Origin of the sequence: Enterobacter quasiroggenkampii, from assembly GCF_043972695.1 — a bacterium.
Lineage (GTDB): Bacteria > Pseudomonadota > Gammaproteobacteria > Enterobacterales > Enterobacteriaceae > Enterobacter > Enterobacter quasiroggenkampii.
In genome coordinates this window covers 519,813-543,747 of record NZ_CP143745.1, presented here as the reverse complement: position 1 = coordinate 543,747, position 23,935 = coordinate 519,813, and the positions used below count along the sequence as shown (strand labels likewise).

Below are 23,935 nucleotides of genomic sequence, written 5' to 3'. Positions count from 1 at the left end.
GCAGTGCTCACACAGATTGTCTGATGAAAAGTAAATAGCAAGGCGTCTTGCGATTGAGACTTCAGTGTCCCCTTCGTCTAGAGGCCCAGGACACCGCCCTTTCACGGCGGTAACAGGGGTTCGAATCCCCTAGGGGACGCCACTTGCTGGTTCGTGAGTGAAAGTCACCTGCCGTCATATCTCAAAACTGACTTGCGAGTCACGTTTGAGATATTTGCTCTTTAAAAATCTGGATCAAGCTGAAAATTGAAACGACACATCTTAAATGGTGTGTTCGAGTCTCTCAAATTTTCGCAATCAGAAGTGAAACATCTTCGGGTTGTGAGGTTAAGCGACTAAGCGTACACGGTGGATGCCCTGGCAGTCAGAGGCGATGAAGGACGTGCTAATCTGCGAAAAGCGCCGGCGAGGTGATATGAACCTTTGACCCGGCGATGTCCGAATGGGGAAACCCAGTGCAATTCGTTGCACTATCGTTAACTGAATACATAGGTTAACGAGGCGAACCGGGGGAACTGAAACATCTAAGTACCCCGAGGAAAAGAAATCAACCGAGATTCCCCCAGTAGCGGCGAGCGAACGGGGAGCAGCCCAGAGTCTGAATCAGCTTGTGTGTTAGTGGAAGCGTCTGGAAAGTCGCACGGTACAGGGTGACAGTCCCGTACACGAAAACACACAGGTTGTGAACTCGAAGAGTAGGGCGGGACACGTGGTATCCTGTCTGAATATGGGGGGACCATCCTCCAAGGCTAAATACTCCTGACTGACCGATAGTGAACCAGTACCGTGAGGGAAAGGCGAAAAGAACCCCGGCGAGGGGAGTGAAAAAGAACCTGAAACCGTGTACGTACAAGCAGTGGGAGCACCTTCGTGGTGTGACTGCGTACCTTTTGTATAATGGGTCAGCGACTTATATTCTGTAGCAAGGTTAACCGTATAGGGGAGCCGAAGGGAAACCGAGTCTTAACTGGGCGTTAAGTTGCAGGGTATAGACCCGAAACCCGGTGATCTAGCCATGGGCAGGTTGAAGGTTGGGTAACACTAACTGGAGGACCGAACCGACTAATGTTGAAAAATTAGCGGATGACTTGTGGCTGGGGGTGAAAGGCCAATCAAACCGGGAGATAGCTGGTTCTCCCCGAAAGCTATTTAGGTAGCGCCTCGTGAACTCATCTTCGGGGGTAGAGCACTGTTTCGGCTAGGGGGCCATCCCGGCTTACCAACCCGATGCAAACTACGAATACCGAAGAATGTTATCACGGGAGACACACGGCGGGTGCTAACGTCCGTCGTGAAGAGGGAAACAACCCAGACCGCCAGCTAAGGTCCCAAAGTCATGGTTAAGTGGGAAACGATGTGGGAAGGCACAGACAGCCAGGATGTTGGCTTAGAAGCAGCCATCATTTAAAGAAAGCGTAATAGCTCACTGGTCGAGTCGGCCTGCGCGGAAGATGTAACGGGGCTAAACCATGCACCGAAGCTGCGGCAGCGACACTATGTGTTGTTGGGTAGGGGAGCGTTCTGTAAGCCGTTGAAGGTGTGCTGTGAGGCATGCTGGAGGTATCAGAAGTGCGAATGCTGACATAAGTAACGATAAAGCGGGTGAAAAGCCCGCTCGCCGGAAGACCAAGGGTTCCTGTCCAACGTTAATCGGGGCAGGGTGAGTCGACCCCTAAGGCGAGGCCGAAAGGCGTAGTCGATGGGAAACAGGTTAATATTCCTGTACTTGGTGTTACTGCGAAGGGGGGACGGAGAAGGCTATGTTAGCCGGGCGACGGTTGTCCCGGTTTAAGCATGTAGGCGGAGGTTCCAGGTAAATCCGGTACCTTTTAACGCTGAGGTGTGATGACGAGGCACTACGGTGCTGAAGTAACAAATGCCCTGCTTCCAGGAAAAGCCTCTAAGCATCAGGTAACACGAAATCGTACCCCAAACCGACACAGGTGGTCAGGTAGAGAATACCAAGGCGCTTGAGAGAACTCGGGTGAAGGAACTAGGCAAAATGGTGCCGTAACTTCGGGAGAAGGCACGCTGATATGTAGGTGAAGCCCCTGCGGGTGGAGCTGAAATCAGTCGAAGATACCAGCTGGCTGCAACTGTTTATTAAAAACACAGCACTGTGCAAACACGAAAGTGGACGTATACGGTGTGACGCCTGCCCGGTGCCGGAAGGTTAATTGATGGGGTTAGCGGCAACGCGAAGCTCTTGATCGAAGCCCCGGTAAACGGCGGCCGTAACTATAACGGTCCTAAGGTAGCGAAATTCCTTGTCGGGTAAGTTCCGACCTGCACGAATGGCGTAATGATGGCCAGGCTGTCTCCACCCGAGACTCAGTGAAATTGAACTCGCTGTGAAGATGCAGTGTACCCGCGGCAAGACGGAAAGACCCCGTGAACCTTTACTATAGCTTGACACTGAACACTGGTCCTTGATGTGTAGGATAGGTGGGAGGCTTTGAAGTGTGGACGCCAGTCTGCATGGAGCCGTCCTTGAAATACCACCCTTTAATGGCTGGTGTTCTAACGTAGACCCGTAATCCGGGTTGCGGACAGTGTCTGGTGGGTAGTTTGACTGGGGCGGTCTCCTCCCAAAGAGTAACGGAGGAGCACGAAGGTTAGCTAATCCTGGTCGGACATCAGGAGGTTAGTGCAATGGCATAAGCTAGCTTGACTGCGAGAGTGACGGCTCGAGCAGGTGCGAAAGCAGGTCATAGTGATCCGGTGGTTCTGAATGGAAGGGCCATCGCTCAACGGATAAAAGGTACTCCGGGGATAACAGGCTGATACCGCCCAAGAGTTCATATCGACGGCGGTGTTTGGCACCTCGATGTCGGCTCATCACATCCTGGGGCTGAAGTAGGTCCCAAGGGTATGGCTGTTCGCCATTTAAAGTGGTACGCGAGCTGGGTTTAGAACGTCGTGAGACAGTTCGGTCCCTATCTGCCGTGGGCGCTGGAGAATTGAGGGGGGCTGCTCCTAGTACGAGAGGACCGGAGTGGACGCATCACTGGTGTTCGGGTTGTCATGCCAATGGCACTGCCCGGTAGCTAAATGCGGAAAAGATAAGTGCTGAAAGCATCTAAGCACGAAACTTGCCCCGAGATGAGTTCTCCCTGAGACTTTAAGTCTCCTGAAGGAACGTTGAAGACGACGACGTTGATAGGTCGGGTGTGTAAGCGCAGCGATGCGTTGAGCTAACCGATACTAATGAACCGTGAGGCTTAACCTTACAACGCCGAAGATGTTTTGGCGAAGAGACGAACAATCAAAATTCAGCCTTGATACAGATTAACAGAATTTGCCTGGCGGCTTTAGCGCGGTGGTCCCACCTGACCCCATGCCGAACTCAGAAGTGAAACGCCGTAGCGCCGATGGTAGTGTGGGGTCTCCCCATGTGAGAGTAGGGAACTGCCAGGCATCAAACAAGTGAAGAGGCCATCCGAAAGGATGGCCTTTTTGCGTTTATACGCCAAAAAAACGGCAGGCCGGGTAAGGCAAAGCCGCCACCCGGCACGTCAGACCGCACTCCACGTCACAATAAAGCCCGCAATCCCATCCACATCATTTAAGTCCAGCACCGGAACCTCAAGTGGCAATACCACATCACTGGCCACCGCAATGACATGCTCATCCAGCGTTAACTCGCTGAAATCATGCCCGGCATCGCTTCTGAACAGCAGGATCTTAGGCACTGCCTCATGCTTAAATCCCTCAATCAGCACCAGATCCAGGGTGGAATGATCCATCCGACTGACCAGATAAGCGAGATCCAGCGGGGCCTCATCCGACGTTTCTGTCATTAACGCCCAGCGCAGAGGACTTGCTACCATCGTTTGTGCTGCTCCGGCCTTACGCAGCTCATAGCTGTCTTTTCCTGGCGTATCGATATCCATGTTGTGATGACTATGCTTAATCAATCCCGGACGAAGGCCTCTGGCACACAGCGCGGGTATCAGCTTTTTCAGCAGCGTGGTTTTCCCGGTCCCACTCCATGCGGAAATGGCTAAAAGAGGTATCATTTTTTCTCCTGCATCATCTGCAAATCTTCATGCGTATTCACGTTCACAAACGCTGATTTCACATCGCTAAAATCAACGGAATGGCCGCCAGACTCACGCATGAAGACCATCACCCTGCGCTCTCCCGCAGCCAGATAGCTCTGCAGAGCAGGCACTAGCGATCGATGCATCAACGCGATAGCAGGATGGTCACGCTCGCCGTCATGTACCCAAACCACAGGTGCTGTACCACGAAGCAGGAACAGACGCTCGACGAGATCGGAGGGAATAAACGGGTTATCGCAGGGGCAGAAGATAAACCACTCTCCGTGCGACTGTTGCATGACCGAAAGCATACCGGCAAGCGGGCCCGGGTAATTCTCAAGGCTATCCTGATAAACGGCGTACCCGCTGCGCCGGTAAATGTCGATATGCCTGTTCGCGCTGATGGCCATTGCCGTCACCTGGCCGGCGAGCGTATCGGCGACATGCTGCCACAAGGGTTTTCCATTAAGAAGCTGAAGCCCCTTATCTTTACCGCCCATTCGCGTTGCTCTGCCGCCTGCCAGAACGACCCCGATGATTTCCTGGCTAACATTCACGAATATCGCCTCTTTTATTGTGGGATTGACCCTGCTAACGTGTCACTCTAAATGAAAGGAGCACCACCATGAAATGTAAACGTCTGAATGAAGTTATTGAACTCCTCCAGCCCGCCTGGCAAAAAGAGCCAGAGCTAAATCTGATGCAATTTTTACAGAAACTGGCGAAAGAGTCAGGTTCTGACGGCGATCTGGCAGACCTTTCTGACGACATCCTGATCTACCACCTTAAAATGCGCGACTCCGCCAAAGATGCTGTTATTCCTGGTATTCAGAAAGATTATGAGGAAGATTTTAAGACCGCATTGCTGCGCGCCCGAGGCGTAATTAAAGAGTAAAAGCTTGTAAGCGGCGGCACCGAAATCCCCACAAGATGATATCCTGAATCATTCGTATAATTTCCGGATGATCGGATGAACGACCAGGCTTTTACTTTCCAGACATTACACCCGGACACCATTATGGATGCCCTGTTTGAACAGGGTATTCGGGTGGATTCCGGGCTAACACCATTAAACAGCTACGAAAACCGCGTCTATCAATTTCAGGACGAGGATCGTCAGCGCTACGTCGTAAAATTCTATCGTCCTGAACGCTGGTCCGCTGAACAAATTCAGGAAGAGCATCAGTTTGCTCACGATCTGCTGGATGACGATGTCCCCGTTGCCGCGCCCCTGAAATTCAATAACCAAACGCTCCTCACACACGAAGGATATTACTACGCAGTATTCCCAAGCCTGGGTGGTCGTCAGTTTGAAGCGGATAATATCGATCAGATGGAGTGGGTTGCCCGCTATCTTGGGCGTATACACCAGACGGGGCGCAAAAAAGCCTTTATTGCCCGCCCGACGATGGGGATTCAGGAATACCTTCTTGAACCGCGCGAACTATTCGAAACGTCTGCAATGATCCCCGCTGCGCTAAAGGATGATTTCCTCAACGCCACCGATAAGCTTATTGCTGCAGTGAAAACCTGCTGGCGCGATGATATTTCCGTCCTGCGCCTGCATGGCGATTGTCACGCCGGGAATATTCTCTGGCGTGATGGACCGCTGTTTGTCGATCTCGATGATGCGCGTATGGGGCCAGCGGTTCAGGACCTGTGGATGCTGCTCAATGGCGACAAAGCCGAGCAACGCATGCAGCTTGAAACCATTATTGAAGCTTATGAAGAATTTAGCCCGTTTAATTCAGACGAAATTGCCCTGATTGAGCCTTTACGTGCGATGCGTTTTGTTTATTATCTCGCATGGTTAATCAGGCGTTGGGACGATCCGGCATTTCCTCGCAATTTCCCGTGGCTTACCGGAGAGGATTACTGGCGTAGCCAGATATCTACATTTACTGAGCAGGTTAAGGTTCTTCAGGAGCCCCCTCTGCAATTAACGCCGATGTATTAATTGGACACACCCAGGAGAGAGTTAATCATGAAAAAAATTTGGCTGGCGCTGGCAGGTATGATTCTGGCATTTAGCGCTTCTGCTGCGCAGTTTACCGACGGCAAACAGTTCATCACGCTGGACAAGCCGGTCGCTGGCGAGCCACAGGTTCTGGAGTTCTTCTCGTTCTATTGCCCACACTGCTATCAGTTCGAGCAGGTGCTGCATGTTTCTGACAACGTGAAGAAAAAGCTGCCGGAAGGCACCAAAATGACCAAGTACCACGTTGAGTTCCTGGGCCCATTGGGTAAAGACCTGACTCAGGCATGGGCGGTGGCGATGGCACTGGGCGTGGAAGATAAGATCACTTCGCCAATGTTTGAAGCCGTACAGAAAACCCAGACCGTTCAGACCACTGCGGATATCCGTAAAGTGTTCGTTGATGCGGGCGTGAAAGGTGAAGAGTACGATGCCGCATGGAACAGCTTCGTGGTGAAATCACTGGTTGCCCAGCAGGAAAAAGCGGCTGCTGATCTCCAGCTTCAGGGCGTTCCGGCGATGTTTGTTAACGGCAAATATCAGCTGAACATGCAGGGCATGGACACCAGCAGCATGGATATTTTCGTACAGCAGTATGCAGATACCGTGAAATACCTGGTTGAGAAGAAGTAATTTCGTTGATGTAAAAACGCCGGTCACTGACCGGCGTTTTTCTATGAAGATTTTATCTTGTCTATCTGTTCGTCTTTCTCTTTCCAGAGCGTATTAAGCCACTGCTGGAAACGACGTTTGAAGTTCTTATCGTTTACGTAATCACCGTGCAGTTCAGCGTCAATCGGAACCAGGTCGACGTGCACGACAATGCGCGTCAGTTTGCCGCTGAGCATATCGAAGAACGGCGTCCTGTCGTTTTCCGGATAGCAGAGCGTGACGTTAAGAAGTTTATCGAACTGTGCTCCCAGCACGTTAAGCGCCATCGCAATCCCTGCCGCTTTTGGCGGCAACAGATGCTGATAAGGAGAGCGAGTTTGCTGGCGCTTCTCTTCCGTAAACCGGGAACCTTCAACAAAGTTCACGATGGTCGTAGGATGTGCACGAAACTTTTCACAGGAACGGCGCGTGGTCTCCACATCCTTACCGCGACGTTCCGGATGACGAATCAAATAGCTGCGCGAATAGCGTTTCATAAACGGCATATCGAGCGCCCAGCAGGCCAGTCCGATAAAAGGCACCCAGGCGAGCTGCTGTTTCAGGAAGTATTTGTTCATCGGGATGTGTTTGCGAAAAAGCACGCATAACACCACGATGTCCGCCCAGCTGTGGTGATTGCAGATCAGAAGGTACCAGTTCTTTTTGTTGAGACTCTCCAGCCCTTTGACATCCCACTTCAGATGCGGGTTAAGGCACAACAGGATCGCCAGCCCTTCGCACCAGCAATACATCATGAAGTTACAAAATGCGGACACGGCTCGCCACACCACGGGTACGGGCAGCAGCAGTTTAATGATCCCGGCGAGAATGATCGGCACGGAACAGGCGATCGTCACCAGGATAGTTAAAATGATGCTTAGCAGTAATGTTATTGCAGCGAGCAATCTCGACATGATGAGCTTTTTCAAATAGTTAGCTGTAAGTGAGCGACCGGCTAGTCGACGCTGGGCGCTGATTTTACCAGAAAACAGACGAATGAATGGCGCTTTCACATGATGATTTGGCGGCTTTTACCCTGTCGCAGCAGATTTCTCTGGGGTTCTGCGCGAAGCAAGGCTTATATCCACATAGACTAAATTGCCATCAGTTGACCATATAGATAAGATCTAACAACATAACAGCATGATAATTAAGATCTAAATATTACCTCATATGTGTTTTTCGCGTCTGTTATTCATATGAAGTGAAAATATTCACAAACTTATCCACAGTTTTATTTTTGCGAGCGATCCTCACGATCGCAAAATCTTTTCCTGTATCTGGCGCTAATAACTGATGTTTTCATCCTTCTGTGGCATCCTTTACTCATAAATTGATTAAAGGCACGGACATTATGGTTCAGATCCCAGAAAACCCTCTTATTCTCGTCGATGGCTCTTCTTACCTGTATCGGGCGTACCATGCGTTTCCTCCTCTGACCAATAGCGCAGGGGAACCTACCGGCGCAATGTACGGCGTGCTGAATATGCTGCGCAGCCTGATTCTGCAGTATCAGCCAACCCATGCGGCCGTCGTTTTTGATGCAAAAGGCAAAACGTTCCGCGACGAGCTGTTTGAACATTACAAATCCCACCGTCCGCCAATGCCTGACGATCTGCGTGCGCAGATAGAGCCGCTGCATGCCATGGTAAAAGCCATGGGGCTACCGCTGCTGGCCGTTTCTGGCGTAGAAGCCGATGACGTCATCGGTACGCTGGCGCGTGAAGCCGAAAAGATGGGTCGTCCCGTGCTGATCAGCACCGGTGATAAAGATATGGCACAGCTGGTGACGCCAGGTATTACCCTGATTAACACCATGACCAACACCATTCTGGGGCCTGAAGAGGTCGTCACTAAGTATGGCGTGCCGCCTGAGCTGATTATCGACTTCCTCGCGTTGATGGGCGACTCCTCGGATAACATCCCTGGTGTTCCTGGCGTCGGTGAGAAAACCGCGCAGGCGCTGCTTCAGGGGCTGGGCGGGCTGGATACGCTCTACGCCGAATCAGACAAAATCGCCGGGCTTTCCTTCCGTGGTGCAAAAACCATGGCCGGGAAGCTGGAAGAGAACAAAGAGGTGGCTTATCTCTCCTATAAGCTGGCAACCATCAAAACCGATGTCGAACTGGAGCTGGGCTGTGAGCAGCTGGAAGTGCAGCAGCCTTCTGCGGACGAGCTTCTAAGCCTGTTTAAGAAATACGAATTCAAGCGCTGGACCACTGACGTGGAAGCCGGCAAGTGGCTGCAGGCAAAAGGGGCGAAACCTGCTGCAAAGCCGAAGGAGACGATTGTCGTTGACGCAGAAGAGCAGGCGGAAGAAGAAGCCGTGGTGCTTACCTTCGACAACTACGAAACCCTTCTTGAAGAGTCGCAGCTCATTGCCTGGATCGAAAAACTGAAAAAAGCGCCGGTCTTCGCCTTTGACACCGAAACGGACAGTCTCGATAACATCTCTGCCAATATGGTAGGCCTGTCATTTGCGACAGAGCCTGGTCATGCGGCCTATGTTCCCGTGGCGCACGATTACCTGGACGCGCCGGAACAGATCTCCCGTGAGCGCGTGCTTGAGCTGCTGAAGCCGATCCTGGAAGACGAAAAGGCGCTTAAGGTTGGGCAAAACCTCAAGTACGACCGTGGCATTCTGCAAAACTACGGCATTGAACTGCGCGGGATCGCCTTCGACACCATGCTCGAATCCTACATTCTGGACAGCGTCGCGGGCCGCCATGATATGGATTCCTTATCTGACCGCTGGCTTAAGCACAAAACCATCACCTTTGAAGAGATTGCCGGTAAAGGGAAAAATCAGCTCACCTTTAACCAGATTGCTCTCGAAGAGGCAGGACGCTACGCGGCTGAAGACGCTGACGTTACGCTGCAGCTGCACTTGAAGATGTGGCCAAAGCTGCAGAAGCACGAAGGTCCGCTGAACGTGTTCCAGCATATTGAGATGCCGCTGGTGCCCGTGCTGTCCCGCATTGAACGCAACGGCGTGAAAATCGATCCAACGGTGCTGCATAACCACTCCGGGGAACTGGCGCAGCGTCTGACCGAGCTGGAGCAAAAAGCGCATGAGCTTGCAGGCGAGCCGTTTAACCTCTCTTCGCCGAAGCAGCTGCAAACCATTCTGTTTGAAAAGCAGGGCATCAAGCCGCTGAAGAAAACCCCTGGCGGTGCGCCTTCAACCTCTGAAGAGGTGCTGGAAGAGCTGGCGCTGGATTACCCGCTGCCAAAAGTGATTCTGGAGTACCGTGGTCTCGCGAAGCTGAAGTCTACCTACACTGATAAGCTCCCGCTGATGATCAACCCGAAAACGGGCCGCGTGCATACCTCATACCATCAGGCTGTCGCGGCGACCGGTCGTCTCTCGTCAACCGATCCCAACCTGCAGAACATCCCGGTACGTAACGAAGAGGGCCGCCGTATTCGCCAGGCTTTCATTGCACCAGAGGATTATCTGATTGTCTCGGCGGACTACTCGCAAATCGAACTGCGCATTATGGCGCACCTGTCCCGCGACAAAGGCCTGCTGAGCGCTTTTGCCGAAGGGAAGGATATCCACCGGGCGACTGCAGCCGAAGTCTTCGGTCTGCCGCTGGACAGCGTAACCAACGAACAGCGCCGCAGCGCTAAGGCGATCAACTTCGGGCTGATTTACGGCATGAGTGCATTCGGGCTTTCGCGCCAGCTCAACATTCCGCGTAAAGAGTCGCAGAAGTATATGGATCTCTACTTCGAGCGTTATCCGGGCGTGCTGGAATATATGGAACGTACCCGCGCGCAGGCGAAAGAGAAAGGCTACGTTGAAACCCTGGACGGCCGCCGTCTCTATTTACCGGACATCAAATCCAGCAACGCCGCGCGCCGCGCGGGTGCAGAGCGTGCAGCGATCAACGCCCCGATGCAGGGTACTGCGGCGGACATTATTAAGCGTGCAATGATCGCCGTTGATGCCTGGCTCGAGAAAGAGAAACCGCGCGTGAAAATGATCATGCAGGTACACGATGAACTGGTATTTGAAGTGCACAAGGACGACCTCGACGCCGTGTCGAAGAAGATCCACGAACTGATGGAAAGCAGCATGACGCTGGACGTGCCGTTGCTGGTGGAAGTGGGAAGTGGTGAAAACTGGGATCAGGCTCACTAACGGTTCTTCGCATAACGCGCTGTTTATGTAAGTTTGCAACATAAGAACGCGCGTTTTGTGACGATCATTAGAATTCCCTATGTAAAGAATGAAAAAAAACTACAAAAAGTGCTTTTTCTGCAGCACAAAAAGGGGTAGAGTTATCGGCGTAGGGTACAGAGGTAAGATGTTCTATCTTTCAGACCTTTTACTTCACGTAATCGGATTTGGCTGAATATTTTAGCCGCCCCAGTCAGTAATGACTGGGGCGTTTTTTATTGCGGCAAAGAAACTTTCGGGCAAAAAAAAGCGCGGCCATCGCCGCGCCCGGTATTACTCTTCTTCCGCTTCCGTCGCGGGTTCCAGCTCGTTAAACCAGGTGTCGAGCTTTTGACGCAGCTTGTCCACGCCCTGCTTTTTCAGCGAGGAGAACGGTTCAACCTGCACATCGCCGTTGAACGCCAGCACCGCTTCGCGAACCATATTCACCTGCGCTTTACGCGCGCCGCTTGCCAGCTTATCGGCTTTCGTCAGCAGCACCAGCACGGCGATATCGCTTGCTACCGCCCAGTCGATCATCTGCTGATCCAGATCTTTCAGGGGATGGCGAATATCCATCAGCACCACCAGACCTTTCAAGCACAGGCGTTTTTCCAGGTATTCACCCAGCGCACGCTGCCACTTGATTTTCATCTCTTCGGGTACCTGTGCGTAACCGTACCCCGGTAAGTCGACTAAGCGTTTGCCCTCTGCGACTTCAAACAGGTTGATCAGCTGGGTACGGCCAGGTGTTTTTGAGGTACGCGCCAGGTTCTTCTGATTGGTCAGCGTATTCAGGGCGCTGGATTTCCCCGCATTAGAGCGGCCAGCAAAGGCCACTTCAATACCGGTATCAGAGGGGAGGTGGCGAATATCGGGCGCACTGGTGACAAAATGCGTCTGTTGGTAGTTCCAGGTAGTCACGTGGTCGTCTCCAAAATCGTAATCTGAGGGGGATTATACCTGAATGCAGGCAAAAGGCTTTTCTGATTGCTATGCCCTGTAGGCGAATGCCCCCACCGGTGTGAGAGATCGGCCAGTGATGCTATGGGAGATTTCAGAGAATTCGCAGGCGTTAAAAAACGCAAACTGTTTTAAATCATAAGCTTATTTTCGGGTAATTGTCTGAAAATCTCTTTTTATACCGTTTCGTTGCTTGTTAGTTTAACGGAACAAGGTAAAGTGTGCGTCAGGGCGAGGAAGCCAACAGGAAATCGACTTAAGGATTAGGGTCAGGAGCGCCAGGAGGCGAAGACGCAGGATTGTCAGGACGACCAGCGCCTGGAGGCGTTTTAACAGGAAATGGAACCGTATCACGGACGGTATTAGCCAAGGGATAAACAGGGTTTGTTGTTGGCAAACATGGAATGTCTGACCCGCTAAGGGTTGTGAGTCAGGAAAAAAGGCGACAGATTGCTCTGTCGCCTTTTTTCTTTGCTTGCTTTCTGCTAGATTTCGCCGCAATTCTATACTGAAGAAAACGACTTAAAGATAAAACATCATGAAAAAACCAACCTCCGCTGCGGGCGCGAAACGCCCTGCAAAAGCACGCCGCAAAACGCGCGAAGAACTGAACCAGGAAGCGCGCGACCGCAAACGCGACAAAAAACATCGCGGTCATGCTGCGGGTAGCCGTGCCAACGGTGGTGGTGCAGCGGGCGCTTCTGCAAAAAGCAAACAGCAGAAAGATCCTCGTATCGGCAGTAAAACTCCCATTCCACTGGGCGTGACAGACACCCCGGTCACTAAGCAGCACAAACCAAAGAGCGAGAAACCTATGCTTTCACCGCAGGCTGAGCTGGATTTGCTGGAGAACGATGAGCGCCTGGACGCGCTGCTGGAACGTCTTGAAGAGGGTGAAACCCTGACCGCTGAAGAGCAGTCATGGGTGGATGCCAAACTGGATCGCATCGACGAGCTGATGCAGAAGCTGGGCCTGTCATACGACGATGACGAAGATGAAGAAGAAGACGAGAAGCAGGAAGATATGATGCGTCTTCTGAAGGGTGGAAACTAACATTTGCACCCGGCAGGCACGATAGTCCTGCTTATAACCCTTCCGGTTATATGTTATCTGGTGTGGTTATTCGTTAAACTACGGCGGTTGTCGCGGCGACAGAAGTGGCTGCGCACCCGAATGATGGCCCGCAATGGGGTCAGAACGGGCCGCCGTATACGAACGCGACACCAACGGAAGGAGTGAGCATGTCAGCACCAACTATCGACTGGGATTTGGCCCTAATCCAGAAATATAACTATTCCGGGCCGCGTTATACGTCATACCCCACCGCGCTGGAGTTCTCCGATGCCTTCGGCGAGGGGGATTTTCAGCAGGCTGTTGCGCGCTATCCTGAGCGTCCGCTGTCGCTCTACGTCCATATTCCGTTCTGCCACAAGCTTTGCTACTTCTGCGGCTGCAATAAAATCGTGACCCGCCAGCAGCATAAAGCCGACCAGTACCTTGACGCGCTTGAACAGGAAATTGTGCATCGCGCGCCGCTGTTCAAAGGCCGTCACGTCAGCCAGTTGCACTGGGGCGGTGGTACGCCAACCTATCTGAATAAAGCGCAAATCAGCCGCCTGATGACGCTTCTGCGCGGTAATTTCAGTTTTAACGACGACGCAGAAATCTCGATCGAAGTCGATCCGCGTGAAATTGAGCTGGATGTCCTCGATCACTTACGCGCCGAAGGCTTCAACCGCCTGAGCATGGGCGTACAGGACTTCAATAAAGAGGTTCAGCGTCTGGTGAACCGCGAGCAGGACGAAGACTTTATCTTTGCCTTACTCAACCATGCGCGTGAAATTGGCTTCACCTCGACCAATATTGACCTGATTTACGGCCTGCCAAAGCAAACGCCGGAAAGCTTCGCCTTCACGCTGAAGCGCGTGGCCGAACTCAACCCGGACCGTCTGAGCGTCTTTAACTACGCGCATCTGCCGACGCTGTTTGCCGCCCAGCGTAAAATCAAAGATGCCGATCTGCCTTCTGCCCAGCAGAAGCTGGATATCCTGCAGGAAACCATCACCTCGCTGACCGACACCGGCTATCAGTTTATCGGCATGGATCACTTTGCCCGTCCGGACGACGAACTGGCGGTCGCTCAGCGCGAAGGGGTCCTGCACCGCAACTTCCAGGGCTACACGACCCAGGGCGATACCGATTTGCTGGGAATGGGCGTCTCCGCCATCAGCATGATCGGCGACTGCTACGCGCAAAACCAGAAAGAACTGAAGCTGTATTACCAGCAGGTTGATGAGACGGGCAACGCGCTGTGGCGCGGCATCGCATTAACGCGCGATGACTGTATCCGTCGCGATGTGATTAAGGCGCTTATCTGCAACTTCCGTCTCGATTTTAGCGACGTGGAAGCGCAGTGGACGCTGAACTTCAGCGATTATTTCGCGGAAGACCTGAAGCTGCTGGTGCCGCTGGCGAAGGACGGGCTGGTGGATGTGTCGGAGAGCGCGATTGAGGTCACGCCAAAAGGGCGTCTGTTGATCCGCAATATCTGCATGTGCTTCGACGCGTATCTGCGTCAGAAAGCGCGTATGCAGCAGTTCTCGCGGGTGATTTAAACTGCAATGCCGGGTGGCGGCTTCGCCTTACCCGGCCTACAAAAGTGCGAAATGTAGGCAAGGTAAGCGAAGCGCCACCCGGCTTTTCATCGCCAACTCGCTAGCTAAACAGCCCAACCAGCGCCGCGCACAGCACCGCCGCAACGGCGGTTTGTGGCGTGTGGCTTTCAGCGGCTCCGCTAGAGAGCATATTCACGAATGTTTCCAGCATGATGTTCACCCCCAATTTCCGGGCACGATCATACAAAACTCATCGGAACAGTAAAGCGCAAAATAACGGCAATTTGCGCTCAATTAATAACCTTTACACAAGCGCGGATATTACTCCATTCCCAGCTCTTTCAGCTTGCGCGTCAGGGTATTACGTCCCCATCCCAACAGGCGAGCGGCTTCCTGCTTGTGGCCCTGCGTATGACGAAGCGCGGTAGTTAACAGCGTACGCTCCATCTCAGGCTGCGCTTCAGACAGCAGGTTTTGATGACCGGAACGCAGCGCGCGGTCGGCCCACTGCGCCAGCAGCGTTGCCCAGCTGTCCGGCAAAGCATGCCCGGTGCTGCTTTCAGGCGCGGTCGCTTCAAACAGCTCGGCCGGTAAATCCTGAATCAGCACTTCCTGACCGGCAGCCATCACGGTTAACCAGCGGCAGGTGTTTTCCAGCTGACGCACGTTGCCCGGCCACGCCAGGCGCGTCAGAGCGGCATCGGTTTCCGGGTGAAGCTGCTTGGCCTCCACACCCAGCTCGCGGGCGGCTACCTGCAGGAAATGGCGCGCCAGGCGGGGAATATCTTCCCGGCGTTCACGCAGCGGCGGCAGATGAACGCGAATGACGTTCAGTCGATGGAATAAATCCTCACGGAATTTGCCTTCCTGCACGCGCTGCTCCAGGTTCTGGTGGGTCGCGGCGATAATGCGCACGTCCACCTTCACCGGCGCATAGCCGCCCACGCGGTAAAACTGCCCGTCGGCCAGCACGCGCAGCAGACGGGTCTGAACGTCAAGCGGCATATCGCCGATCTCATCCAGGAACAGCGTGCCGCCATCAGCCTGTTCGAAGCGCCCCTGGCGAATGGTATTTGCGCCGGTAAACGCCCCTTTTTCGTGCCCGAACAGTTCGGATTCAATCAAATCCTTCGGGATCGCCGCCATATTCAGGGCAATGAACGGTGCTTTTGCCCGCGGGCTGTGGCGATGCAGCGCATGCGCCACAAGCTCTTTACCGGTTCCCGATTCGCCGTTAATCAAGACGCTGATGGAGGAGCGGGACAGACGGCCAATAATGCGAAACACGTCCTGCATCGCCGGCGCTTCGCCGATGATGTCGGTGGTTGGCCCAAAATCGGGCGCGTGGCGCGGCTGTTGCTGCTCCTGATAATGGCTAATCGCGCGCTCAACCAGCGCCACCGCTTCGTCGATATCAAACGGTTTGGGCAGATAATCGAATGCCCCTTGCTGATAGGCGCTCACCGCGGCATCCAGATCGGAGTGGGCCGTCATTATGATGACCGGAAGCATAGGGTGGCGTTGTTTGATCTGCTTTAACAGCGCCAGCCCGTCCATGCCCGGCATGCGAATATCCGACAGCAGAACATCGGGCGTTTTGGTGGTGAGTGCGTCGAGCACTTCGCTGCCGCTCTCAAACGTCGTGCAGCTTAATCCCGCCCCCGTGAGCGCGCGTTCAAGCACCCAACGGATGGAGCTATCGTCATCGACTACCCAGACTATCCCTCGTTGCATAAACGTCACCTTTATTTTTTAATCGGCAGGAAAACCGAAAACTCGGTATGTCCCGGCCAACTGGTAAATTCAATTTTTCCAGAGTGTTGATCGATCAAACTGCGGGCAATGGATAAGCCCAGGCCGGTTCCGCCTTCGCGACCGCTGACCATCGGGTAGAACAGGGTGTCCTGAAGATGCGATGGAATGCCGGGCCCGTTATCCTCGACGTCGATTCGGGCCGCAAGCCGGTAGCGCACGCCGTGTAACGTGAGCTGGAAGGCGGTACGGGTGCGTAAAATAATCTCGCCCCCGTCAGGCCCCAGCGCCTGTAGGGCATTGCGCACAATGTTCAACAGGACCTGCTCAATCTGATCCGGGTCATGGGCCAGTTCCGGCAGGCTTGGGTCGTAATCACGTACCAGCGTGACGTTCTCTGGCAGCTCCATCGAGACGAGCTTCACCACCCGTTCAGCCACTTTATGGATGCTTTCTGTGACGTGCATTCCCGGCTGCTGTGGCCCGAGAAGGCGGTCAACCAGATTCCGCAGACGGTCCGCCTGCTCAATGATGACGTTGGTGTACTCCGCCAGAGCAGGGTCAGGCAGCGCCTTGGTCAGAAGCTGCGCCGCACCGCGTAATCCGCCCAGCGGGTTTTTGATTTCATGCGCCAGACCGCGCACCAGGTCTCGGGCGGCAATTTGCTGTGCATGCTGAAGCTGTTCCTGGCTCAGTCGGCGCTGATTATCCATCGGCGCCATTTCCAGCAGGATCAGGCCTTCGGGAAGACGTTGCGCGGTCAGCGACAGAATGTGCGAACGCCCGTCGATCACCAGCGTCACTTCGTTATCGGTGAAGCCCTGGCCTGCCTGTAAACTTTCCTGCATCAGGCCAATATTCAGCGAAAAATAGCTCAGGAGTTCCGGAAGTGGGGTGCCGAACAGTTTACGTGCGCTTTGGGCGAGCAGCTGCTGTGCCGCCGGGTTGGCGTAATGAACGGCCAGCTCGTCATCGACCAGCAAAATGCTGTTAATCAAAGAATTGAGGATCTGCCCAGCATCGGGCAGCGTGCCAGTTGCCATTCAGCAGTCTCCTGGAGTCATTTGCACTAATTTAGTGCAGTATAGCGTTTTCGGCGTCAAAAGCGCGTGAGATCAGATTGTTGGTGGAGAAAAAAGCCCATCCGGAGATGGGCTAAAAGTTTCCACGGCAACTACTCCCGGCGCTTGTCACGCCGGGTAAAACAACTTAATTAAACGCTGTAGTACAGTTCGAACTCAACCGGATGCGGAGTCATACGCACGCGGTCGTTCTCTTCAGTGCGCAGCGCGATGTAAGCATCGATAGCGTCGTCAGTGAATACGCCACCTGCAGTCAGGAACTCGCGGTCTGCGTCCAGCGCCTGCAGGGCTTCTTCCAGAGAGCCAGCAACCTGTGGGATCTCTTTCGCTTCTTCTGGCGGCAGGTCGTACAGGTTTTTGTCCATCGCTTCGCCTGGGTGGATCTTGTTCTTGATACCGTCCAGACCGGCCATCAGCAGTGCTGCGAAGCACAGGTATGGGTTAGCCGCTGGATCCGGGAAGCGCACTTCGATACGACGCGCTTTAGGAGATGCCACCACCGGGATACGGATAGAAGCAGAACGGTTACGCGCAGAGTAGGCCAGCATCACTGGCGCTTCGTAGCCCGGGACCAGACGCTTGTAGGAGTTGGTGGTTGGGTTCGCCAGGGCGTTGATCGCTTTAGCGTGTTTGATTACGCCGCCAATGTAATACAGTGCCTGCTCGGACAGACCGGCATATTTGTCACCAGAGAACAGGTTGGTACCGTTCTTGGACAGAGACATGTGGCAGTGCATACCGGAACCGTTGTCGCCAAACATTGGTTTTGGCATGAAGGTCGCGGTTTTACCGAAACGGTGCGCAACGTTGTGCACAACGTATTTGTAGATCTGAATTTCGTCCGCTTTTTTGGTCATGGTGTTGAAGCGGGTAGCCACTTCGTTCTGACCCGCCGTCGCCACTTCGTGGTGGTGCGCTTCAACAACCAGGCCCATCTCTTCCATCACCAGACACATGGTGGAACGAATGTCCTGTGCAGAGTCGACCGGAGGAACCGGGAAGTAACCGCCTTTCACGCCTGGACGGTGACCTTTGTTACCACCTTCGTATTTGGTGGAGGAGTTCCATGCGCCTTCGATGTCGTCGATAGCCACGTGGGAGCCAGAAATAGACGCACCGAAACGGATGTCATCGAACAGGAAGAACTCTGGCTCTGGCCCGAACAGAACGGTGTCTGCGATGCCAGTAGAACGCAGGTACTCTTCAGCGCGTTTCGCGATAGAACGTGGGTCGCGGTCGTAGCCCTGCAGCGTGCCTGGCTCGAGGATGTCGCAACGGATGATCAGGGTAGGTTCTTCGAAGAACGGATCAATGACCGCAGTGGTCGCATCTGGCATCAGAACCATGTCGGATTCGTTAATGCCTTTCCAGCCACCAATGGAGGAGCCGTCAAACATTTTGCCTTCTTCAAAGAATTCGGCGTTCACCTGATGAGCAGGGATTGTGACGTGCTGTTCTTTACCTTTGGTATCGGTGAAGCGCAGATCAACAAACTTCACTTCATGTTCGTTCAGCATCGTCAAAACGTGTTCAGCGGACATACTTAACTCTCCAGATTGGTCATTGTCGTCGTGGTAACGAGGTCTTCAATTTCTGTTTGTACTGGCTGGTGCCATGTATTTTTTATAAAGCGAAATCTGTGCCAACTTTTAAAACACCCCAAAAAGGCGTTATCATGCGCACCATAGTGCAAAAGGGCTGCACCACGATGGATTTGTTGCACCAGTATAGTGCTTCAATGTGAACATTGAGCACCATATTGGTGCAATTTACGTTAAAGTGCCCTTTTACCGCTCCGTGAAAGCGATCACAAAGCATCTCTGCAATACTTGTTTGCGGGGGATGTTTGTGATCCTGTTTTGTAGTGCGATTAATCCGTGTACAATAACGCGCTATTTCTAAATGCCTGAGGCAAAGTTGTGATCGAAAATTTGCGTAACATCGCCATCATCGCGCACGTTGACCATGGTAAAACTACCCTGGTCGATAAGCTGCTGCAGCAATCCGGTACGTTTGATGCGCGTGCCGAAACCCAAGAACGCGTGATGGACTCCAACGATTTGGAGAAAGAGCGTGGGATTACCATCCTCGCGAAAAACACCGCGATTAAATGGAATGACTACCGTATCAACATCGTTGATACCCCAGGGCACGCCGACTTCGGTGGTGAAGTTGAACGTGTAATGTCCATGGTAGACTCCGTTCTGCTGGTCGTTGACGCAATGGATGGCCCAATGCCACAGACGCGCTTCGTGACCAAAAAAGCATTTGCCCATGGTCTGAAGCCAATCGTTGTTATCAACAAAGTTGACCGCCCTGGCGCGCGTCCTGACTGGGTTGTTGACCAGGTATTCGACCTGTTCGTTAACCTCGACGCGACCGACGAGCAGCTGGACTTCCCTATCGTTTACGCCTCTGCGCTGAACGGTATCGCAGGTCTGGACCACGAAGACATGGCTGAAGACATGACCCCGCTGTATCAGGCGATTGTTGACCGTGTTCCTGCGCCAAACGTCGATCTCGACGGTACCCTGCAGATGCAGATCTCTCAGCTCGATTACAACAACTACGTTGGCGTTATCGGCATTGGTCGTATCAAGCGCGGTAAAGTGAAGCCGAACCAGCAGGTCACTATCATCGATAGCGAAGGCAAAACCCGTAACGGTAAAGTTGGTAAAGTACTGACTCACCTGGGTCTTGAGCGTATCGAGAGCGACATCGCTGAAGCGGGCGATATCATCGCTATCACCGGTCTGGGTGAACTGAACATCTCCGACACCATCTGCGATCCGCAGAACGTCGAAGCGCTGCCAGCCCTGTCCGTTGATGAACCAACCGTATCCATGTTCTTCAACGTCAACACCTCTCCGTTCTGTGGTAAAGAAGGTAAGTTCGTTACCTCTCGTCAGATCCTTGACCGCCTGAACAAAGAGCTGGTGCACAACGTTGCGCTGCGCGTTGAAGAAACCGAAGACGCTGATGCATTCCGCGTTTCGGGTCGTGGTGAGCTGCACCTGTCTGTTCTGATCGAAAACATGCGTCGTGAAGGTTTCGAAATGGCGGTTTCCCGTCCGAAAGTTATCTTCCGCGAAATCGATGGCCGTAAACAAGAGCCGTTCGAAAACGTGACGCTGGACGTTGAAGAGCAGCACCAGGGTTCTGTGATGCAGGCGCTGGGTGAGCGTAAAGGCGACCTGAAAAACATGAATCCAGATGGCAAAGGCCGCGTACGTCTCGACTACGTGATCCCAAGCCGTGGCCTGATCGGCTTCCGTTCTGAGTTCATGACCATGACTTCAGGTACTGGTCTGCTGTACTCCACCTTCAGCCACTACGACGACGTGCGTCCGGGTGAAGTGGGCCAGCGTAACAACGGCGTGCTGATCTCCAACGGTCAGGGTAAAGCGGTTGCGTTTGCGCTGTTCGGTCTGCAGGATCGCGGTAAACTGTTCCTGGGTCACGGTGCTGAGGTTTATGAAGGCCAGATCATCGGTATTCACAGTCGTTCTAACGACCTGACCGTAAACTGCCTGACCGGTAAGAAACTGACCAACATGCGTGCGTCCGGTACTGACGAAGCAACGGTTCTGGTTCCACCGATCAAGATGACTCTGGAGCAGGCTCTGGAATTCATCGATGATGACGAACTGGTCGAAGTGACTCCACAGTCAATTCGTATCCGTAAGCGTCACCTGACCGAGAACGATCGTAAACGTGCAATGCGCGGTGCGAAAGAAGACTAATACGGTTAATCCGTAATAAAAAAAGCCGCTGATTTCTCAGCGGCTTTTTTGTTTTTATTTAAAGCTGTATTTCACCCCCAGCATCCCCTGCGTATCGCTGTAGCCTTTGTCGCCTATCTGCTGAGCCACGTTGCCCCATACGCTAAGCTGCGGCGTAATCTGCCCCTCTACGCCTGTCTTGAGTTCACCGATATTGCGCGTACCACGCATCTCATTGCTAACGTCATCCATGCGGATACGCGTGGTCTGGGTGTTGTGGATCCAGTTCGCTTCGATAAACGGCTGGAAGGTCCGTGATTTACCGTCGTCAATCGCGTTATGTCCGCTGATGTAGGCCTTCACGCCGAGGCGCGTCATCAGGTTCCCCTGGGTTTCGTCTTTCACCCGCGTGCCGTTGCGCTCACGATGGTCGTCAGCCTGCACGTCCATCCAAACGGCCTGCGCTTTCGGCTGGAGCCAGTAGCTGTTGCGGCCGCTTTCGCCCACCTTAACGCTATAGCCTGCTTCTACAGAGGCGGTCACGCCGCTGGAGCGATAGTTTTCAGTGGCCTGATCCTGTCCCATCACCTTATTGTCGAACCAGTTATACAGCACCCAGCTATCAACATAAGTGCCACTTTTATCCGCGTCGTTTGCGTACCAGGTACCGTACAGACCGACGCTATAGCCATTCACTTCACCGCGTGAGTGGTAGCCGGTCAGGCTGGAAGCGCTCCGGCTCTGACTGTTGCCGTAGCCCGCCATCAGGCCAAGATGCCAACGGTCCAGACCGTCGGTGCTCCACTGAGCGACATCGCCACCCAGCTGCAGCACGTAGCGATTGGCGGTGGTTTTTAACTGGCCGCTGCCGTCTCTGAAACGCGTATGACCGCCGACGTTACGCATCCACAGGCTCGTCACTTTCTGCTCGCCAGTGAGCATGTCGGTGTACTGCGTTTCACCCAGACGATCGTGCAGGCGGGTCATAAACAGCGTATTTGCCGCATAGCTGTTTGCCAGATAGCTACCAAATTCCGGGCGATACTGATGCTCGCTTTTCGGTGGTGCAGGCGGTGGGACCGGCTCTTGCGGCGGAATCACCGGGTCAACGGGCGGATCTACCGGGTCGACTGGTGGGTCCACGGGGTCAACAGGCGGGTCTACGGGGTCGACCGGTGGGTCAACTGGATCAACGGGCTCCGCCAGGCTGGTCAGAAACCAGTTTTTACCTTTTTGCACCACGTTATAGTCATAACCGCCCGCCACGATACGGCTGGCCTTCTCAAACGTCCCGTCAGAGTTGCCACCAACGCTGACAATTTCAATCCCTTCTACGGTTTGCGCGCCAGTACCGCCAATGTTGTTCACTTCCACCCCGGTATGACCGGACGTGTTGCCTTCAACAATCAGTTTGTCCGTTTCCGAAGTGTCGTCAAACAGCACGGTATTGAAAACCAGCTTGCCGCCGTTGCCGATAAAATCATCCTTGATGGTCAGCGTTTGCCACGCCGCGTCCTCTGCATGCTGAAAATTAATCGTGCCGCCCGCATTCAGCGTCAGGCTGGTCAGCGTGGAGCTGTCGCGCAGATTCCAGACGGCATCATTCATCGTCAGTGCGATAGTACCGGTACCCGCGGCGTTGCCCTCAATGAAGGACGCCCCATTCCACAGGGAGTTGTCATCCATCGTCAACGTAATGGTACTGTTTTGTGCCGGAAGCGTGCTGGTGGCCGCGACGCCGCCCGCGGAAAGGACATCGCCGTTGAGGATGAATTTGCCTCCAGCGGACGCGTCAATTACCCCGCCGTTACTGGCGTTCAGGGCATAGCTACCGTTGTCGCGATGGCCTGCGGTGGTAATGGTTGCACCACCCGCGAGGGCTATCACGCCGCGTGACCAGGCATACATCCCGTGCGGCGCTTGCGCAGAGCTGCTGGTTTTCTCGCTGCTGTTTACCGCAATGGTGACGTTATCTCCCAGATTCACCGCACCGGTGTAAGCATAGACGCCATGCGCGCTGGCACCGTTGGTCGTGATGGTGGCACCTTCATCAAGGGTGATAGTTGACGAGCCGGTAGAATAAACCCCGGAGGCACTGGCCGCGTCGGTGGTAATCGTCGCGCTTTTGCCTAGCTCAATTTTTGACGCAGAGCCCGCATACAGGCCATAGGCCGATGTGCCGTACGTTTCGATGGTCGCCTCATCTCCCAGACGAACGTAAGAGCCGCTCTGGTTGGTTCGGATCCCTTCGGCGTAGGTACCGCGCGTCACAATATGGGCACGATCGCCGACGATAACGTTATTTTTTGCCTTCGACGCATCATTCAATGCATAGGCGCTAATCCCGCGTCCTGTGCTGCCCGTGGTTTCGATATAGAGATCGTCCCCCACATAAATATTGGCGGAGCCAAGCGATCCCTGGCTGAAGGAGCTGTAGCCGGCATTGATGCCGTCACCGCTTTGGCCATTAACGTAAATGTGGGTGCGATCGCCGGTAATGATAAATACCGGGTTGTCCGGCGTGTTCATACCGTGGGTACGAATACCGTCGACGTCTTTACCATTATTGGCAGCCACTTTTGACTGGGTGCGAATCGTCAAATCGTCACCAAATATCACCCCCGGACTGCCGGACGTGGAGTTCTGAATAACGGTAACGGAATGCTCAAAGGCTTCCGCCCCAGGCCCTTCGAGGGTGATCCCATCTCCGTAGATCGGGATATTACCGGCGCTGTACTGGTAGACATAGTTAGGATCGCCGGTATTTTTGCTAAAGTTCGTGTTTGCCGTTGCAGGTATCATCGCCTGTATTTCTGCAGGCAAATCCGTTACCGCTCCGGAAGCGGGTAAATTAGCAAAATCTATTACCGCTGCATGTGCGGTAAATAGCGCTGACGATAACGCCAGCGAAATCGCAGCGGCGACTGGTGAGTGTTTCATTAAATATGGCATGACTGCCCCCTTTC

General features: G+C 53.6%; 16 protein-coding genes, 1 tRNA gene and 2 rRNA genes. 10 read left to right on the top strand and 9 right to left on the bottom strand.

Annotated features, from left to right (window positions below):
- Positions 1-66 precede the first annotated feature (66 nt).
- The 3 genes from V1572_RS02650 (at position 67) to rrf (ending at position 3,417) form a co-directional block, all read left to right on the top strand.
- A tRNA-Glu gene (locus V1572_RS02650) sits at positions 67-142 on the top strand.
- 183 nt (positions 143-325) lie between these two features.
- Positions 326-3,229, top strand: a 23S ribosomal RNA gene (locus V1572_RS02645).
- A gap of 72 nt (positions 3,230-3,301) precedes the next feature.
- Positions 3,302-3,417: ribosomal RNA gene (rrf, locus tag V1572_RS02640) — 5S ribosomal RNA — on the top strand.
- Between the two features lie 98 nt (positions 3,418-3,515).
- On the opposite strand, the gene mobB is transcribed toward rrf, so the two are convergent.
- Positions 3,516-4,019: a molybdopterin-guanine dinucleotide biosynthesis protein MobB gene (mobB, locus tag V1572_RS02635; RefSeq protein WP_196347435.1), complete on the bottom strand. Its 504-nt coding sequence runs from the start codon at positions 4,017-4,019 to the stop codon at positions 3,516-3,518.
- A complete protein-coding gene (gene mobA, locus V1572_RS02630; protein ID WP_063622895.1) occupies positions 4,016-4,600 on the bottom strand; it encodes a molybdenum cofactor guanylyltransferase MobA in 585 nt (194 codons plus the stop codon). The genes mobB and mobA overlap by 4 nt, the downstream gene beginning before the upstream one ends.
- Before the next feature lie 68 nt (positions 4,601-4,668).
- Here mobA and V1572_RS02625 point away from each other — a divergent pair, with 68 nt between their 5' ends.
- The 3 genes from V1572_RS02625 (at position 4,669) to dsbA (ending at position 6,651) form a co-directional block, all read left to right on the top strand.
- Entirely contained in the window at positions 4,669-4,938 is a 270-nt protein-coding gene (locus tag V1572_RS02625) for a YihD family protein (protein WP_395299676.1), read from the top strand.
- Positions 4,939-5,013: 75 nt separating this feature from the next.
- On the top strand, positions 5,014-6,000 hold the full coding sequence (locus V1572_RS02620; RefSeq protein WP_045909080.1) for a serine/threonine protein kinase: 987 nt from the start codon (positions 5,014-5,016) through the stop codon (positions 5,998-6,000).
- A gap of 27 nt (positions 6,001-6,027) precedes the next feature.
- Positions 6,028-6,651: a thiol:disulfide interchange protein DsbA gene (gene dsbA, locus V1572_RS02615; RefSeq protein ID WP_045909081.1), complete on the top strand. Its 624-nt coding sequence runs from the start codon at positions 6,028-6,030 to the stop codon at positions 6,649-6,651.
- 41 nt (positions 6,652-6,692) lie between these two features.
- Here the strand turns inward: dsbA and V1572_RS02610 are convergent, their stop codons facing one another.
- Positions 6,693-7,583: an acyltransferase gene (locus V1572_RS02610; RefSeq protein ID WP_395299675.1), complete on the bottom strand. Its 891-nt coding sequence runs from the start codon at positions 7,581-7,583 to the stop codon at positions 6,693-6,695.
- 440 nt (positions 7,584-8,023) lie between these two features.
- On the opposite strand from V1572_RS02610, the gene polA reads away from it, so the two are divergent.
- Positions 8,024-10,816, top strand: coding sequence for a DNA polymerase I (polA, locus tag V1572_RS02605; RefSeq protein ID WP_048028336.1), 2,793 nt, complete (start codon positions 8,024-8,026; stop codon positions 10,814-10,816).
- Positions 10,817-11,128: 312 nt separating this feature from the next.
- Here polA and yihA read toward each other — a convergent pair whose 3' ends face one another.
- Positions 11,129-11,758 (bottom strand): ribosome biogenesis GTP-binding protein YihA/YsxC, encoded by a 630-nt coding sequence (gene yihA / locus V1572_RS02600; RefSeq protein ID WP_048226811.1) that lies wholly within the window; start codon positions 11,756-11,758, stop codon positions 11,129-11,131.
- 577 nt (positions 11,759-12,335) lie between these two features.
- On the opposite strand from yihA, the gene yihI reads away from it, so the two are divergent.
- Positions 12,336-12,851, top strand: coding sequence for a Der GTPase-activating protein YihI (gene yihI, locus V1572_RS02595; protein WP_063622898.1), 516 nt, complete (start codon positions 12,336-12,338; stop codon positions 12,849-12,851).
- 188 nt (positions 12,852-13,039) lie between these two features.
- Positions 13,040-14,413 carry an oxygen-independent coproporphyrinogen III oxidase gene (gene hemN / locus V1572_RS02590; protein WP_063622899.1) on the top strand — a complete coding sequence of 458 codons (1,374 nt, stop codon included), beginning with the start codon at positions 13,040-13,042 and terminating at the stop codon, positions 14,411-14,413.
- Between the two features lie 100 nt (positions 14,414-14,513).
- Here the strand turns inward: hemN and V1572_RS02585 are convergent, their stop codons facing one another.
- From V1572_RS02585 to glnA, 4 genes are all read right to left on the bottom strand, one after another.
- A complete protein-coding gene (locus tag V1572_RS02585; RefSeq protein WP_032622955.1) occupies positions 14,514-14,624 on the bottom strand; it encodes a YshB family small membrane protein in 111 nt (36 codons plus the stop codon).
- A 110-nt stretch (positions 14,625-14,734) separates the two neighbouring features.
- On the bottom strand, positions 14,735-16,147 hold the full coding sequence (glnG, locus tag V1572_RS02580) for a nitrogen regulation protein NR(I) (protein ID WP_023309765.1): 1,413 nt from the start codon (positions 16,145-16,147) through the stop codon (positions 14,735-14,737).
- Between the two features lie 11 nt (positions 16,148-16,158).
- Positions 16,159-17,208: a nitrogen regulation protein NR(II) gene (glnL, locus tag V1572_RS02575; protein ID WP_032644301.1), complete on the bottom strand. Its 1,050-nt coding sequence runs from the start codon at positions 17,206-17,208 to the stop codon at positions 16,159-16,161.
- A 170-nt stretch (positions 17,209-17,378) separates the two neighbouring features.
- A complete protein-coding gene (gene glnA / locus V1572_RS02570; protein ID WP_008501856.1) occupies positions 17,379-18,788 on the bottom strand; it encodes a glutamate--ammonia ligase in 1,410 nt (469 codons plus the stop codon).
- A gap of 378 nt (positions 18,789-19,166) precedes the next feature.
- Between glnA and typA the strand changes: the two genes are divergently transcribed.
- Positions 19,167-20,990 carry a ribosome-dependent GTPase TypA gene (gene typA / locus V1572_RS02565; protein ID WP_023331638.1) on the top strand — a complete coding sequence of 608 codons (1,824 nt, stop codon included), beginning with the start codon at positions 19,167-19,169 and terminating at the stop codon, positions 20,988-20,990.
- A 54-nt stretch (positions 20,991-21,044) separates the two neighbouring features.
- Here typA and V1572_RS02560 read toward each other — a convergent pair whose 3' ends face one another.
- Entirely contained in the window at positions 21,045-23,921 is a 2,877-nt protein-coding gene (locus V1572_RS02560) for an autotransporter outer membrane beta-barrel domain-containing protein (protein WP_395299674.1), read from the bottom strand.
- Between the last annotated feature and the right edge of the window lie 14 nt (positions 23,922-23,935).

Bases quoted from the DNA above. Each gene is read 5' to 3' on its own strand.
- V1572_RS02585 (WP_032622955.1), bottom strand. From the start codon at position 14,624: ATGCTGGAAACATTCGTGAATATGCTCTCTAGCGGAGCCGCTGAAAGC.
- dsbA (WP_045909081.1), top strand. From the start codon at position 6,028: ATGAAAAAAATTTGGCTGGCGCTGGCAGGTATGATTCTGGCATTTAGC.
- glnA (WP_008501856.1), bottom strand. From the start codon at position 18,788: ATGTCCGCTGAACACGTTTTGACGATGCTGAACGAACATGAAGTGAAG.
- V1572_RS02610 (WP_395299675.1), bottom strand. From the start codon at position 7,583: ATGTCGAGATTGCTCGCTGCAATAACATTACTGCTAAGCATCATTTTA.
- glnL (WP_032644301.1), bottom strand. From the start codon at position 17,208: ATGGCAACTGGCACGCTGCCCGATGCTGGGCAGATCCTCAATTCTTTG.
- glnG (WP_023309765.1), bottom strand. From the start codon at position 16,147: ATGCAACGAGGGATAGTCTGGGTAGTCGATGACGATAGCTCCATCCGT.
- mobB (WP_196347435.1), bottom strand. From the start codon at position 4,019: ATGATACCTCTTTTAGCCATTTCCGCATGGAGTGGGACCGGGAAAACC.
- V1572_RS02560 (WP_395299674.1), bottom strand. From the start codon at position 23,921: ATGCCATATTTAATGAAACACTCACCAGTCGCCGCTGCGATTTCGCTG.
- polA (WP_048028336.1), top strand. From the start codon at position 8,024: ATGGTTCAGATCCCAGAAAACCCTCTTATTCTCGTCGATGGCTCTTCT.
- V1572_RS02620 (WP_045909080.1), top strand. From the start codon at position 5,014: ATGAACGACCAGGCTTTTACTTTCCAGACATTACACCCGGACACCATT.
- yihI (WP_063622898.1), top strand. From the start codon at position 12,336: ATGAAAAAACCAACCTCCGCTGCGGGCGCGAAACGCCCTGCAAAAGCA.
- hemN (WP_063622899.1), top strand. From the start codon at position 13,040: ATGTCAGCACCAACTATCGACTGGGATTTGGCCCTAATCCAGAAATAT.
- V1572_RS02625 (WP_395299676.1), top strand. From the start codon at position 4,669: ATGAAATGTAAACGTCTGAATGAAGTTATTGAACTCCTCCAGCCCGCC.